Genomic DNA, 15,982 nt, shown 5'->3' with positions numbered 1-15,982 from the left:
AAACATGGCCTTGGGCGGCATCACCCCCAAGCAGCGGTTGGCCATGGCCGCATAGCTCTACTTCTCTGAGCAATGGTTTATGGGGGGATTACCGATGCTCGTCCTGCGACGGGGCCATTGGTTGATGGGTCCAGGCAGTACTTCTACAAGCGCAGAGAAGTGGGCCTTGAGCCGTACGACTAGTTAAGCAGAGGCAATAGGGGTATCGCTGCGGCACCTGCACTAGCGCACATGAAACACACTGCAGTCTGTGCTTTAGCAAGCACGGGGGCTCGTCGCCACAACCGACCCGCGTGTCTTGTCAGTCGCAGTCCTTCGCCAAAGGAAAAGCCAATGCAGAGCCCCGTCAGGAGACAGGCAAGGAGAACTTGATGCAGGGGAACATTTGGTTGCTGGGCAACCAGTGGTATCCGAATTCCCGTTAGCAAACAATACACACACACTAGGTAGTACAAGATTGCCATGAGACACATGAGCGTTAGCGTGGTCGTGGGTGCTTTTCCGAGCGTCGGGAGCTTTCTGAAACCCTTCCAGGACTTCGCGGCATTCCCTGCAAGCCATTGGTATCGCTTGGGCCATGGGGACGTGCCATCCATCAGTTGGTCGATAAAATTTCCGAAATCCTTGGTGATAGTAACGACGAGGTCATACAGTTTCTTGAATGGCATAGCGTGATCTCCTGTGTGCATTTTGTTGGCGGATATTTTCATACCCAACGCCACGTCTCACAAGAGTCGGCTTCGCAGCGGTAGCTGACTTCACCTGTGTGGAACACGGCGTCCACAAGCGGTCGTTCGACGCCTGAATTCAGCTGATGGCTAAGCCGTCCGCTGCGTGTCACGCGCCCGTCATCCTGAGTGACCATCACAGCAGGAGCGCTGCAGGCCGAGCTGATGTCGGCATGCGTCGCCGACGCCCTTCGCGGCGCGCCGATTTGGGTTTGAACCGAGGATTACGGCCCGATGGCGGCGGTAAGCTCGTCTTCAAACCAAAGAATTGGAACAGCGAGGTTCCGCGCATGCGGAGGTTCGCTCGACGGGGCGGTCGCGCAGCGATCAGGAGTTCGGACGGCATGGACGAAGCTAGATATGGTCAGATGATCAGGGACGGCGAGCGGAACAAGGAGGTTGCGGAGCTCATCCACAACTGGTGCTCCCACGCGCGCGTGAGCAACCAGCGCGGAGTTGGCTTGATTGCTCAGCAAACTGGATTGCCGATTGGTCACTTCGCCATGGAGTGCGACTTCGCCCCAGCCAGCGGCTTCGCCGGCTGGTACCTGGAATCGTGTGCCCTCGACTTTCACGACCGCAACTGCGCGCATTGCGACAAGCGCCAAGCGGTACGCATGCCGAATCTCTCCATCCTGGTGGGGCAGCGCGACCGCGAGGCAATTCGCCAGCAGGAAGAGGCTGATCGTGCTGAGGCGGAACTACAAGCGGCTCTTGAGGCACGGAAAAAGCAACGAGAGGCCCTACGCGTCGGTCAGAACGCAGCAGTTCGAGCCCTGCTTGACGACCTAGACACCCTCGACGCCACCCATGCCGACGACGCTAAGACACGAGTCGTCGAGACGGTGCGGCTCGCTCCCGAAGTCCTAACGCCATCGCTCACTGACTACTTTTTTGAGTTGACCGCATCCCCGGAGGCCGGATGCCAAGACGTGGCGCTACAGGCTCTGAAGTGTGCAAAAGCTGATCCGGCCCGCCTTGCGGATGCAGCGCTGCGGTGCCTAGCGAAACGCGCCGCAGTTCAAACTGCTGCGTACATCGTGATGGAAACGCCTGAGCTAGCAGATGAACAGACAATGGAGGCGGCAGCTCCAGCGCTGATTCGCCTCGCACGAGCCCCTCGCTCCGAGTTTGGCCATGGCGAGCGGGTCTTCCATCCCGATCCCTTGACGGCCGTTTTTGCAGTCTGGCCAGAGGCCGTTTGTCGCGCAATTCAGCGCCTGCTCGATTCACGGAGCTCATATGCCATTCGGATGGGAACTGCCGGGCTCAAGGTTCTCTCTGTGCAAGCTCCGGATCTCCTAGACCGGTTCTCACAGTCGCTTGTGACCAAGCTGACGCGTGCGCATCTATTGATCGACGACAGCGATGCCGACCGAGAAAGGCGGATGGTGTGCAGCGATCTGCAACGTGCGGTTGCCGCTGCCCTCCGCCATGCGCCTTCTGAGACCGACAAATTGGTCGCCACCCATTTCGAAGGAGCAACAGCGGAGGGTGAAGCTCGCCTCGTGAGGGCATATGGCGAGATCTTCAGGACCAGTCGCACCGATGTGGAAGTGTTGGATGGCGACGTTGCTGCCACCGCTCTGAAGCGGTTTGTAGCGTGGTCGAGCACTTCGAAGAATTTCACTGTGCTGACCGAAATTACTCAAACGCTGAGGTCGTACGGCGAGGAGACCGCACAGTCTGTTGATGACGTGTTGGACATTGCGCTGGGCGCAGCTGCCGTCATGGACGCCCGTCTCGAAGCGTTTGACGCCGAGCGATCGCTCAGCAAGTCGGAAAACTTCCTTGAAGTGCTGGAAGCTCAAAACTCTCGAACGGCGCTCTACTACTCGCGAGAAGTGTTCGCGGCGATAGCGGCGGCCGCAGCCAGCAGGAGTCCGGCTGGGGCCGAGTCATACGTCGACTTCTTGTCAAAGATTGACGGCGGCCGTGACACCCTGATCGCTGTCCTGTTGGATGAGTCGAGCAAGCTTGTCGCAACACCAGAAGGTTTGCGTCTCGTCTTGCCTGAGCTATACACGGCCATGGTGGGCACCTCAACGCTGGTGCGTGCAAGTGCTGCGGAGACGTTGGGACGCGCTGGACGGAAGCGCTCCAACGATCTCCCGGAGCTGGTTCTTGAAGCATTCATCCTGCTTCTGGAAGACCAGTACGTGATTGTCCACAAGGCTGCAGCGAAGGCGCTTGAGAGCATCTCTCTCAATGGTGCGTTGGAGCAGAGGGCCGGCAGGGCACTCCTGACGCTCCTGCGCGTCTATGGCAACAAGGGAAAAGTTGAGAGTTTCCTGTTGGATTGGATGCAGCTCTACTTCCGCCGGTACACCGCTGACGATGCATCCCGTGCAAATCTGGCCCGGTGGTGCCTGAAAGTCTTGATGGGTGGCTCGGTCCACATGCACCTCAGAGACCTCACTTCGCTCTCCAAGTATCTGAAGGACCAGCCGACCTTTGTTGATCTGGTACTCAGGGCTTTGGAAGATCCGGAGGTCAGCGACCATGGTCAGGAGGATGTCATCCGATTGCTGTACTCGATACCTGATGCCGAGGCAAGCAAGCGATCCGCAGATCTCAGCAAGCTATCGGTGCGCCGGGCAGATCGTGGCTGGTACGTGGGCGCCGTCGTTGAAGTCCTCACTCGCGTCGGGGCTTGGGATGAAGCCGTCGAGGCCATTGAATCGTCTTGGGAGGCGATCCCCGATACCGTGCCCATGAGGCGCATGAAGTGGTCCAGGCGGCTCCACGTTGTGGCGGTACAGTTCGAGGCCGCTGTTGCTGCAGGAGATCTGTCTCGGCAGGATGCGCTGAAGGCGGAGTGGGAAGGCCTCTATCAATTGTTGAAGGAAGACCAAGAGGAATATGCAGAGAGACGCAATCCTTTCCCAGGTGTTTTTCGCCCGAATTCAGGCAGTTGAGGCGCTCCGCAAGCTCGGCGGTGGCGAAGTCGTCAGCGCGGAGCTTCTGCGCCAAATCTGCACCGAGTTGGATGATGCTTCTCTCAGGTATGGGCGTGCTTCGACCGCAACGATCTACGGCGCGTTTGCGGCGCTCTTGCGCATCGTGCTTTCTCTGGCGGAGTGGCGGCAAGCAGTTCTCGACGCAGCTCCAGACGGTGACCGGTTCCTGCGCAGTGCAGTGGAGCGCCATCGTCTTTGGCTAAAGGAGTTTGGTGAGAATGACGTCGCCAAGAGCCTCGTGGATGCATCAGCCTCATTGCAGTCGGTCGCCACCATTGCTGAGTTCGAGTCCATCTGCAAAACGCTGGCTGGCATCCCGTTGCCGATCGGTGTGTTCTCTGAGGAGCGGCCACGCATTCCGGCCGGGCCGAAGCAAGTTGAAGAGCGCCCACGGCCTACGGAGCTCTCAGTAGCCTTCGTGAAGTTCCAGCTGGGTGGCCAACCAGCGGCCAACATCCACCACCTGGTTCCGCGCGAATTGCATGACATGGAGATCGAGGTCAGAGTCTCTCGATGGCCAGAAGGTGCCACTCACCTGGTGCTGACACCGATCTCGGCAGAGCCCAGGAGCACCTACGAGCTCTCCGAGTTCACGTTCACGAAGCCGTCCACCGAGCCGCCGTACACGCTCATCCAGACGGGTCGTGCGGCTTTACAGATCGCACAAGGATTGAAATCGAGGCCTTTCGAGTTCAAGTACACGGCGGCATTCCAACCCGCTAACGCAGAGCAGCCCGTTGCTGTCGTCGGCCACCGCACGCTATTGGTGGAGGGTTTCGATATACGGGCCAACTCGATCACCGGCTATCAGCCTATCGACGAGAAGATCCTGTTGATCCGCGATCTGCTGCGACGGGAAGGCTGGGCGAATGCCCAGGAGCTCTCGGACTTCCTTGAGCTACTGACCACCCTGGGCAATCTTGCTGGGAGAGCAGTTCAAGACGCCGTATTCGATGGCGCGTGGGGCGAGAAGGAATTCCAAGCCTACGTTCGAAGAGACCTTCGCCGGTCGCCCCGCATCGGGTCGGATCTGGATGAGCACACTGCGGCCGCAGGGGGCTTCACTGACTTGAGCCTTCGCGGAATCACAATCGAGCTCAAGGAGACGAGCACGCGCATCAAACAGATGGAAGACTGCCGCAAATATGTCGAGCAAGCTGCCAGCTACGCGGTGGCCAAAGGCAAGCGCGTAGCTCTGTTGTGCATTCTGGATACCAGCGCCAAAAATTCTGCGCCTTGGTCGGCGGCCGACGGCATCGACGTTTTGATGTCAGCACCGCCAGCTAACGTGGCGGTCATCACGCTCGTCATCCAGGGGAACATCACTCGCCCGAGCAAGTTGTCTCGTTGAGGCCTTAGTCGCCTCGCCGAATGTCAAAAGCGCACGACGTCGTCAGTCAAGTTGCGGGGCCGAATCGGCAGCCCTTCTCAGGTTCTTGCTCGATCCGCAGCTTTCCTTTGGGGGCCTTCAAACTGACCACATCGAACAGGGAGCCGAGATGCCGCAAAGGCGTCGTTGGTGAACTTCAGCAATCAGCCTTAACCTGTCACGACGACAGGCTGCTTTGCAGCGGGAGCTGCTCAACCCTGAACGGTCGCGCTTGCGGCGTTGGAAGCCGCGCAGCGGTCTTTCGAGAGCGCCGGCGATCGACCCATTCCAGCCCTCGGGTTGCTTGGACTGGACGCCTAAAACCTGCCGTTCAGAGATTAGCTCATGCTGATGCGCGTCGCGGAAGTGAAAGTACGCACGCAATTCAAGGCGGGCTTCCGATACGCCAGGGTCGGGGCGATCCTGGCGGATCTCCAGCAGGCAGGTAGCGACCAGGGCGTGCTCGACTGGTTCTCAGCCGTCGAAGAGCCAGTCGAGGCGACGTCCGCGCCGCGTGCCAAGCGAATGGTAGTGATGGACGCGCTAAATCGCCGCTACGAGTGCGAATCGGTCAGGCTCGGCAGCACCGCAATGGCCACCAACGGTGCCGAGGCCGCAGTGTGGGCCACAAAGCTGGATCGCCGCTCACCGCGCTACACCATGGTGTGGAACGAGATGCCCACGATTGGCGCCTGAGGGACTGGCTTCAGGTCCTGCGACGCGTGAGATCGAACGAGAATCGGCCGACGATGGTCAGCCAGTGCTGGACTCGTTCGATGAGCAGGTCGCGGGCATCGTCGGAAATCAGACCTTCCAGTGTTTCCTTAATCCCATTGGCGACATGGTGCCGGCCCTCGGGCGGGTGGAGCAGCGCGTCGTGCAGACGTCTGTCGGAAGGCTGTTGCGCGAGGAACTCGAACCATTGCGCCGCGCGAAGCGGCGACGAGATCTGCTGGGCCAGTAAGATCATCGCCATCCGGAACTCGCCAGGGAAGTTCGCGGAGCCTTCGAAGCGCGCCAGCTCGTTGGCCGGTACCGTGGCCTTCAGGATGCGATAGACGTTGCTGAAACGCTTGGCTGCCCGGGGCGACGGGATGAACGCGTGCAGACGCTTAGCGTACTCGGTCTCCCAGGCCTGAATCGTCAACGCGGCCTCGTCCAGAACCGTATCCTGCGATTCGTCGCTAGTGCTGGCCTGCTGTGGCGCCGGAGTGAACGCATTCTTGTCCTCGGAGACCGCCTTGGACACGAAGGAGACTGAGGCGACATTCGGCTGTTGGGCCAGCCGGCTGGCCTGATCCTCGGGGACGGTGACGTACCGCGATACAGCCGGACCGGCCGCGGGGGCTTTCGGCTCCTCAGGTGTCGCCTTGGGCTCAGCCGGGGGCACGACGTCACCGTCGCCCGCCGGCTTAAGCAGCGCGTCCATCATCTGCCCGAAGCCGCCATCTGTCATCGGCCGCAGGGCGTAAGGAATCTGGAAGATCTTCTCCAGGTAATGCTGCGGCGTGGCCGTCCAGTGCTCGGCACTGTCATCCTCATCCTGCTCCTGTGCCAGCTTCGCGACGTGGTCGTCGAACTGCTTGAAGTGGCTGGACAGGGAGTGCAGGAGCCAACGCGAATCCACGCCCACCACCACCACGAACAGCGGATAGGCCAGCAGCAGGTGGACGGCCTGCAGCACTTCGACCACTTTGTCGGCCGGGCAGCGGTCCAGATCGTCGATGTAGAGCACGATGCGATCGAGTTGGGTAGCCTCGCCCTCCTTGGGCTTGAGCCGGTCGACCAGGATCTCGAAGTCGCGCCGGATCGTCGTGAAAATGCCCAGCTGCTTGCGGTAGTCGTCGGACTTATGACGGTCGCTCAGGAAGCGCGCCAAACTGATCTTCTCGCGCTCGGTCTCCAGCCGTGTGATCTCCACCTGAGCCGCAGCGACCTGTTCGTCGGCGGCGACCTTGGTGGCCTTGGCCTTTTTGACGTCCCTCTGGAGCTGCGTCTCCGATGCAGGGACTTCCTGCCGCTTGGCCTGCAGGAGCTGGTTCACCCAGTCACGCGCTGATTCCAAGTCCTTCCTGCGTTCGCTGAAGCTCGCCATGGCCTTGCGCAGCCAAGTGGCGGAGCCGGCAAGCACGGCGGTGATCTGCGCGGAGATTGCGCCAAGCTTGACGAGCCACGTCTGGTCCGCCGTCACCCACAGGTTCACTGCCGCAGAAACCAGCGGGATCACGATCACGGCGGCCAACAGCGCTAGCCACAGAGGCCTGCGCGATTCCGTGGTGACCGATCGCGCGAGGCTGACGCTGACATCGGCCTGTGACCGAAGTTCCGACAACGCGGACTGCCAGCTTTCTGCTGCGTCGGTGAGATTCTTAATTCCCAGGCGTGTCGCAATCTCCTTGATGGCCTTCTTCGCCGTGTCGTCCTTGTCGACCAGGCGCTTCCAGTCCTCCGCACCTAACTCGGTGACCTTGACCGGGCGTTGCTGGCGTTCGGCCTCCGCCGTCGCCAGTTGTTCGCTCTTGACGCGCAGTTCCTCGCCGGCCTGATCCGCCTTGAGCATCGCACTCTGCTGGTCATGCACTGCCTGAAGCATCTGCCGGTCGATCTCTTCGCGCTGTTCGGCCGGTGACTTAAGCCCCTGCACACGGTTGTGCAGCTTCTCCAGCATGCAGCTGACCAAGCTCGCCCACAGATTGCTGTCGGCATAGTGCCAGGCGTTGAACTCGATGTGCTCCACTTCCTTGCAGAAGGGCGAGTTGCTTCCCGGACGCTTCGCCTGCAGGGAGAAGGCTTTGGACTGGCGCCGCATCTCGCCCATGAAGAAGCTCTTGCCCGAGCCCCAGTCCCCGAACAGGCCGATGGCCAGGGGTGGGCTCACGTCGTGGGCCGTCATGATGGCGGCGAGTGTCCGGGCCTCGGCCGTGATGCCCAGTCGATCGGTGACGTCGTCCGCCTTGTCGCTGTGGAACCCCGGTCGGTGCCGCGCGCGGCTGGCCGTCTCTTCGTTCACGCGGTGCAGCTGGTTCAGCAACTGTTCGGCCGAGTACCGTAGCCGCGGGTCGGACAGGCACTGTTTGAGCGCCCCGATAGTCTCCGCGGGTGGCAGCAGACTCAGCAGATGCACGAAGTGCTCGCCCGCCTTGTAGGTCGAGTCGGCCGTCGTCGTGACGATCTCCCGCGTGACACGAGCCGATGTCCACCGATTCTGCAGGAGGGGCGCCGCGGCCTTGGCCATCGGCGGCGGGGTGAAGGCGTAGAGCACGTCGTACGCGAGTGCTGTATCGCTGGCCGACGAGAACAGCATTTCGGTCAGCACCGGGGCCAACAGCGGCACCGGGACGATGCGCAAGGCGCGCAGCACCTGCCACACCTTCTCGAAATCGCTGGATTGAAGCCGCTTGGTGAGCTCCTCAACGAGCTCGGAATCGGACGAACGACGCATGAGCTCTGCCAGCAAAAGGATCTCGGGCTCCTTGTCGCCCTGGGCGAGATCGATCGCGTCATTCGCGAAGCTCACCTCCCGGCCGTAGAGTCCCGCCAGCGTCCAGAACCGTACGTTGCGATCAGGCTCAAAGGACTCCTGCAGGTGCTGAAGGATCAGGTCGGCGTTGCCTTCGGCATCCAGTTGAATCAGCGCGCTGAGCATCCAGGACCGGATTGACGCCAGTCGCGTGGGTGAGCGCACGGCGGCCGCGAAGTTGCCCTCGCTCCCTACGGCGAAGTCGCCGCGCAGGTGCGTGCGAAGGATGTAGGTGAGCGCGCCGCGGTCATTGGCATGCAGGCTGTTGAGCTGCTTCAGCGCGTCCAGGCGCTCCCGATCGCTGCCGTCCTTGAAGATGTACAGAACATGGGCGATGCGGGCGCTGGTCGGCGGCTCGTCGGACGAGGCATTGGATGTCAGGGAAGACTCGCGCCCAGTGCGGGAGAGCGGTTCCATTTCGTTCGGACTCTCGTTGGCTGCACGGATCGCTTGGACCAGTTGCGCCAGCTTCGTGTCGTCGTGCTTGGTGAGGTCGACGTAGAGCAATCGGCTGAAAAGCCCGCCGAGTTCGCGTCCGGCGGCTTCGGAGACGACGCCGATCCGGACGGGGAGAATCCGGCGCCCGGTGGACTGGAAGGTCGCAACCTGCTGCAGCTGGGTCTTGCCCCAACCACGGTCGCCAAGGAACACCACCATGCAGCGTGCTTCGCTTAGCGCCGGCCCTTCGTCGACCGGATCGCCCGGCTTGACCTTGTCATGGAAATAGTGGGTCCGAAGCCCGTACTGCTTGAGCTGCTCGTTGATCTCCGAGACTCGGGTCTCGCCTTCCCGGTACGAAAGAAAGGCGTCAATCGGCGTGTTGTCCTGGATCGCTTGCACTGTGTACTCCCTGTCTTGTTGTCTACCGCTGCGGTCTCGCACTTTATCGGCGCAACGCTGCGTGTGGGGCTGGGATTCCGCCAGCGCCACTGGCCGGCTCCGGAGCGTCTGCGTCGTCCGCTTCATCGAACACCAGGCGCAGCGCATACGGCACCGGACGGGGACGGGTCGAGCCCGCGAACATCACCAGCAACCGCTGTACCTCGTGGCGGAAGAAGCCCGCCGGCGGCACGTGTAGCTCCAACCGCGCTGTGAGCAGGTTGTTGTCGTCGATAGCGGGATCCTTGCGCTCAGCCTTGCCACGGGCCTGGCGCAGCTGCATTGCCAGGGCTTGAGGTGTGGCGCCTTTTCCCAGGGACGCGACCGAATCGGCCAGGCGTCGCAGCAGCACATTGATGGGCGGCAGCTCTCTCTCGGTCAACCGCTCAGCCACGCGGACCGGATTCAGGTCAACAGGGAAGGTGATGGCGGCTAGAGCCTGTCGAACGGGCGCCCAGACGTGCTGTGACGCCGCGCCTGCGGGCTGTGCGTTCATCAGCAGCTGTTCCCAGTGAGCGTCGGTATCGACGTGAATCACCGATCCGGTCAAAGTGGCCAGGTAGAGCGTGGACTCCAGGTTCAGGCCCTTGAAGATCTGGTGCTGCGCACCGGCTTCTCCCACGGGCAGGGGCTGCAGAAGTAGGTATGGGTCGGCCTCGGCCTGGCGCCGGAAGTACGCGACCATCTGATCCACCATCGCATCGCCAGCGTCGGGGGCGTGCTTGGCAATGTGGCGGCGCAGGGAGTTCTCCGGCAGCATCCGGATTATGCGGCGGCCCTCATCCTCGGCAAGCTTGAGCCGTTGGTGCAGGCCGCCCTTGGGCGGCTTCCACCCGGCGGTTCGGCGGGTCAACACCTGCCTTACGTGCTGGCCGAGAGGGGCGCAGACCTCGCCGGGATCGGGCACAAAATGGACGAGGCCGGCACGGATGTACGGCTCCAGCTTGAACAGCAGCAGGACGTTCTTGAGCGTCTGCATCTTGTGGCCGGCGGGCGAGTCGATGGGGCTGAACTCGGGCCTCAAGTTCCGCGCCACGAAGAACGGGTTCACGAGCACGATCTCATCGATGTATGGCAGCCAGCCCACCACCGCCGCCTCGACCGTGCGCGGATCGGCAAGGCCGAGGAAGACCGAGCGCAGCTTCTTGGGATGGGGGCGCGGCAGCAGCGTGGCCAGGTCGGTGTCGTCAGGCCAGAGAGACGAGAAGGCGCGGTTGATGCGTTGGACTTGGTCATCGCTCAGAGTGCGGCGCACGTCATCCCAGGTCGCGCCATCCTGCATGCCGAGGATGCCCGTGACAACATTGCAGAACATCAGGTTGCGCTCGCGCAGGCCGTAGACATCCCAAGGCGGGCGTTCGGCGAGGGGCAGCCGTTGGCAGCAGTCCTTGAAGGCGTAAGCACTGCCGCAGCCGCAGTAGTCGCTGGCCGCGATGTTCTTGCGCGGCGACTTGCGGGTCAGAAACTCGTGGGCCCTAGAGGTGCGGCCGTGTTCGTCCCAGTACCCGGAGCTGCCATCCTTGTAGCCTACAAAGATCTCTCCTCCGAACTTCCAGAGGTCGGACTTTGGCAGCAGCACCTGGGCGATCTCGGCCCATGCGCTGCGGTAGTGCCGCTCCGGGTAGAGCCACTCCTTGTTGGCCGCCGCGATGTAGCGCTTGGCGCGAGTCTTGAGCAGGTGGTTGACCGCAATTACTTCGTCGCGGGCCAGGCGGCGGTTGCGGATGAAGGCGTCCGTGCGCACCATGCCCATGCCCTGGTGCCGGGCGTTCGTGCGAAGGCGCGTCAGGTCTTGCCGGTCGGGCGTCTTGGCGTATTCGAGGTGCGTGAGGATCAGGCAGGTGTTGGCGTCGAGCACGAACACTGTCTGCGTGCCCAGCGACGCCACCATCGGGTCCAACGGATACGCGCAGTCCGTCACTGTGGGATCAATCTGCGGGTTGTAAACCGTCACCGGGTGGTCCGTCACGATGAACTTCACGTCCGAGTCAGCCGCCGAGACGACCTCCCGCACGCCCTCGGCCCACATCGTGCAGTGCATGGTCCGCAGTGCCTGCATTTCCACCATCAGGTCGATCTGGTCCAGCTTGCCGTAGCACGAACGGATCCAGTCCAGCCCCTTGGGTGTGCGCAGCTTCTGCGCGGCCATGTGCTCGAAGAAGTTCTCGAACGAGTCGTGGACGTCGGCGTGATCGCCCTTCGCGAAGGCGAGCACCGCCTTCGCACCCTGGTCGTCGATGGCGCCGAACAGGTGCTTCTCGATGTCGTCGTTAACGATCGAGCCGAAGTGCGTGGTGTACAGGTCGTACTCCACGAAGCAATTCACAGGGCCCCATTCGTGGAGCGCCTTGCGAGGGACCTGGCGGCCATCAAGCAGCGTCTTGCGGTCCGGATCGAGGTTGAGGTAGAAAAGACGAGACTGGCCCGGGGCAAGGAAGCCGCGTTGGTACCACTGCGGGACGTAGTGGTTGTTCCGGGTCTGCTGGTCGGTCATCCGCTCACTTGGGTCGTTCTGAACACCAATTATCTCCTGGCCGCCTCCGACCATTGTGGGCGCCTCATGGGCTGGCGACGAGGTCGTTCATGCTCTTGAAGTGAGCCGCGTCAGTGTGTTCGATCAGGGCAAAAAAGATCCCTGATCACCGATGACGTCTCGGCCAGCATCGACGGGTTGTGCTCCGGATCCGCGATCTGGTCCAGGTGCGAGAAGGCGTGCAAAAAACGCAGGATGCGCGTCTTGCAGCGTTGTCGTGGTCGATGGCCCCGGGCCATGTTCGGCAGTGCGTAGTACGCCCACAGCGCCGGTGCGTCTTCCTTCTTGGACTATTCCTTGAAGCGCTTGACCAGGTAGTGGTACTCCGACTCGTAGCCCTTTAGCAGCGGATCCAGGTCGGAGAGCTTCGCGCCGCGCATGCCGCCCTTGACCTCCGTGGACGGCATGTAGAACCGCCAGTCCGCGAGCAGGACGGCGCCCCATCGGTTGAACTTTCGTAGAGCGGTCGGTCGTGAGCGTCAGGACCTGGCCGGATCGAGCCAGCCAGCTTCGGGATTGCTAGCCCTAAACCGGCCGGTCAGGACGTGCCTCTGAGCGACTGCTCCGGGGCGATGACGTTGACCGAGGGGGCACCCGCACCAGGCCAGTTGTCGTCTTTCTCCGTTCGGGGGCGGATCTAGTGGGCGTGGATCGAAGTTGTCATCACAGATCGAGTAGCCCGACGGACACAATGACCGGTGTCTAGGTTGCTACGGAGGTGCGGGTGCAGGATCTAAGGCCAAGGCTTTCTACGGAGAAATCGCCTGCTCGCACGAAGACTTCAAAGACTAAAGTTTGATGGAATGGATACTCTATCGAGCATTTTCCTGTGAAACCGGTTTCTTAACGAAGCGTTTTCGTGCAACGTGTGAGGTCATCATGTTCCATTGTCGTCTTGCTCTGGTTTGCGTACTCGCTGGATTTGTTTGGCACACACCTGCTTTGGCATGGGGGCATCCGGGTCACCAACTTGTTGGTAGCCTGGCCGATGAGCTCATCATGGGCACCAATGCATCCAAGAAGGTCGCCGCCATTCTTGGCCCTCAGATAAGGTCTCTTCAAACCGCCGCAACCTGGCCTGACTGTGTTCGCGATGTGCAGCGGAGTTCATCAGGCACATTCAAATACAACGACCACAGCATGTACCACTCGCCTGCGTGTGTGCCATTTGAAGGCGCTGCAGAGCGAAAGAGGATGGAAGAGTTTGCGCGACGCAATTGGACAAATTGTCCTGGCGAACAAGGCAAGCCTGCGTCTGAGTGCCACAAGCAATTTCATTTCGCAGACGTCGCGGTACAGCATCGCGACTACAAACGAACCTGGGCGGGCACCAGTGATCTCGACGTTGTCTCTGCGATTCAAGCCGCTATTGGTGTGCTGCGAAACGGGCCTCCCGCAACAGCCCCCTTTTCCATCAAGACAAAGAAGGAAGCGTTGTTCATGTTGGCGCACTTCGTGGGGGATCTGCACCAGCCGTTGCATGTCGGGGCAATCTATTTGGCAGACGACGGAAGCGTGGTCAATCCAGATTCCGGGTCGATACCTCTTGCGGAAGTGATGCAGACGCGAGGTGGAAACAAGCTGGAAATCGGGGTGTCCAATCTCCATTCAGAGTGGGATGACATTCCATCTTCCATCACCCTCAACGGGCTAAAAACAGGACCAGGCAAAAAGAGGCGTCAAGCCATGATCGCTGCCGCGCGAGCAGTAGAGGGCATGACTGGTGATCTCACACTGTGGCCGGTGACTTGGGCAAGTGATACGGTAACGGTTGCCCAAAACAGTTTTACTGGGTTAAGGTTTAGCCGCAAAGGGGTGCTCAAAAGCGGCAATTGGGTTGTGCAGTTCAATGATCAGACCGGATACGACAATGCCAAGGAGAGGGTGCAGCAGCAGCAACTTGTCAAGGCGGCAGCGAACTTGGCCCAACTTCTGAAAGCGATTTGGCCTTAGGACTTCAAGTGTGGAGTTGTAGCGTCGTTGTTGCAGCCTTACAGTTGCAGGTGTAGCGCTCGAGCCAAACCTTGCTATGTAATCAGCGGATCTTTGAGGATCGCTAGCGTGGCCTATATGTAAGTTGCAACGTTGTCACTTAACGTGGCACAGAAGCGCGAATTTTTCACTAATCGTGTCATTGTCCAGAGCGTGCTGTGACACGGAACATGAAAAAAGCCTTATGAATCAACGCGTTGCTTTTCACTTTCCGTGTCATCCATCAGAACTTTGTCGGATGACACAGACTGTGAAAGGATCCGGCAGGATCTGAACACATGCAAACGCCCGGCTTACCCGGGCGTTTTTGTTTCTGACCGATGCCTGCAGCGTGGCAGCCCGTACGAGCTGCTGGTTTAGAGTGATTCAAGGAGGAGCCTGGACATGCACGAGATCATTTGCCCGCACTGCCACAAGGCGTTCAAGATTGATGAAGCCGGGTACGCGGACATCCTCAAGCAGGTACGCGATAACGATTTTGAGCAGCAACTGCATGAGCGGCTGGAGCTGGCCGAGCAGGAAAAGCGCAATGCCGTCGAGCTGGCCACCACCAAAGTCACCAGCGAATTGCAACAGCGGGCCTCAGCCAAGGAGGTCGAGATCCAGCAACTGAAAGCCAAGCTGGAGGCCGGTGAAGTTGCGCAGAAATTGGCCGTGAACGAGGCCTTGAGTGCCGTGGAAAAGCAGCGCGACGCATTGGCCAATGAGCTGGCTCAGGCCAAGCAGGATAAAGAGGCTGCTACCAACTTGGCAGAAGCAAAGCTGTTGGCCGAATTGCAGAAGACGGCTGCTGTAAAAAATGCCGAGATCCAGGGCTTGAAGGCGCAACTCGACGCCATCGCTGTGTCACAGAAGCTGGCGATTACCGAGGCCGTGAACGCGGTAGAGAAAGAGCGCGATGTGCTCAAGAACAACCTCGAACGCTCAGAGCTTGAGAAGCAGCTTGCCGAGAAGTCGCTGAAGGACAAGTACGAGACACAGATCAAGGATCGCGATGACGCCATCGAGCGCCTTCGGGACATGAAGGCCCGCTTGTCGACCAAGATGGTGGGCGAAACGCTGGAGCAGCATTGCGAGACGGAATTCAACCGCATCAGGGCCACGGCTTTTCCTCGCGCTTACTTCGAGAAGGACAACGACGCGCGCACAGGCAGCAAGGGCGATTACATCTTCAGGGACAAGGATGAGGCGGGTACGGAGATCGTCTCAATCATGTTCGAGATGAAGAACGAGAGCGACCGCACAGCAAGCAAGGGCCGCAACGAAGACTTCCTCAAGGAACTCGATAAGGACCGGGCCGAGAAAGGATGCGAGTACGCGGTGCTGGTTTCCTTGCTGGAACCAGACAGCGAGCTCTACAACTCGGGGATCGTCGACGTGTCGCATCGCTATCCCAAGATGTATGTGGTTCGGCCTCAGTTTTTCATTCCCATCATCACCCTGCTTCGCAATGCGGCGATGAATTCGCTTCAGTACAAAACCGAGTTGGCGCTGGTGAAAGCCCAGAACATCGACATCACGAATTTTGAGAACGAACTGGATTCATTCAAGACGGCGTTCGCAAAGAACTACGACCTGGCATCCAGGCGTTTCGAGACAGCCATCATTGAAATCGACAAGTCGATTGACCATCTTCAAAAGACCAAGGAAGCCTTGCAGGGAGCCGATCGCAACTTGCGTCTGGCCAATGACAAGGCCCAGGACGTGACGATCAAGAAGCTGACGCGTGGCAATCCCACGATGGCTGGCAAGTTTGCGGAGTTGAAGAGTGCAGGTTCGTCAGAAGGTGGGCAAGCTGCCCTGGATCCGACGGGCTTATTCTGATTTGAGTACCAGGCCCAGATCACGCGCCAGCCGTTCGGCCATGGTGAGCTGGTCTGCGCGCTGCGAGGCTTCGTTCAGGTGCTCCACGGCGTGATCGGCGCCTTCAAGCACATGCAGCACATAGTGCCCACCTGAGCTTTCAAAGATGGCCTTGGCCTGCTCTTGTGAGGTGAAGCT

At 60.4% G+C, this 15,982-nt stretch carries 8 protein-coding genes; 5 read left to right on the top strand and 3 right to left on the bottom strand.

Annotated elements, in window-relative coordinates:
- Positions 1–1,072: 1,072 nt before the first annotated feature.
- The 3 genes from EPO09_RS08825 to EPO09_RS08815 all read left to right on the top strand — a co-directional run bounded on the left by EPO09_RS08825 (position 1,073) and on the right by EPO09_RS08815 (position 5,753).
- Positions 1,073–3,646 carry a hypothetical protein gene (locus EPO09_RS08825; protein WP_290642249.1) on the top strand — a complete coding sequence of 858 codons (2,574 nt, stop codon included), beginning with the start codon at positions 1,073–1,075 and terminating at the stop codon, positions 3,644–3,646.
- Complete coding sequence (locus EPO09_RS08820; protein WP_290642247.1) at positions 3,618–5,039, top strand: hypothetical protein; 1,422 nt, start codon at positions 3,618–3,620, stop codon at positions 5,037–5,039. Before EPO09_RS08825 ends, EPO09_RS08820 begins: the two co-directional genes overlap by 29 nt.
- A gap of 363 nt (positions 5,040–5,402) precedes the next feature.
- Positions 5,403–5,753, top strand: coding sequence for a DUF4113 domain-containing protein (locus EPO09_RS08815; RefSeq protein WP_290642245.1), 351 nt, complete (start codon positions 5,403–5,405; stop codon positions 5,751–5,753).
- Between the two features lie 10 nt (positions 5,754–5,763).
- Here EPO09_RS08815 and EPO09_RS08810 read toward each other — a convergent pair whose 3' ends face one another.
- Positions 5,764–9,417 carry a P-loop NTPase fold protein gene (locus EPO09_RS08810; protein ID WP_290642243.1) on the bottom strand — a complete coding sequence of 1,218 codons (3,654 nt, stop codon included), beginning with the start codon at positions 9,415–9,417 and terminating at the stop codon, positions 5,764–5,766.
- 43 nt (positions 9,418–9,460) lie between these two features.
- Positions 9,461–11,950 carry a DUF4238 domain-containing protein gene (locus EPO09_RS08805; protein ID WP_290642241.1) on the bottom strand — a complete coding sequence of 830 codons (2,490 nt, stop codon included), beginning with the start codon at positions 11,948–11,950 and terminating at the stop codon, positions 9,461–9,463.
- A gap of 837 nt (positions 11,951–12,787) precedes the next feature.
- Here EPO09_RS08805 and EPO09_RS08800 point away from each other — a divergent pair.
- Together EPO09_RS08800 and EPO09_RS08795 are read left to right on the top strand one after the other, a co-directional pair.
- Positions 12,788–13,942 carry a S1/P1 nuclease gene (locus EPO09_RS08800; protein ID WP_367200057.1) on the top strand — a complete coding sequence of 385 codons (1,155 nt, stop codon included), beginning with the start codon at positions 12,788–12,790 and terminating at the stop codon, positions 13,940–13,942.
- A gap of 423 nt (positions 13,943–14,365) precedes the next feature.
- A complete protein-coding gene (locus EPO09_RS08795) occupies positions 14,366–15,805 on the top strand; it encodes a DUF2130 domain-containing protein (RefSeq protein ID WP_290642239.1) in 1,440 nt (479 codons plus the stop codon).
- On the opposite strand, the gene EPO09_RS08790 is transcribed toward EPO09_RS08795, so the two are convergent.
- Positions 15,797–15,982 (bottom strand): hypothetical protein (locus EPO09_RS08790; protein WP_290642238.1); only part of this gene is annotated, 186 nt, incomplete at its 5' end. The genes EPO09_RS08795 and EPO09_RS08790 overlap by 9 nt on opposite strands.

This window comes from Aquabacterium sp. (assembly GCF_004297345.1).
Lineage (GTDB): Bacteria > Pseudomonadota > Gammaproteobacteria > Burkholderiales > Burkholderiaceae_C > Aquabacterium.
The sequence above is the reverse complement of the archived record's forward strand: the minus strand, read 5'-3'. Positions and strand labels throughout refer to the sequence as shown.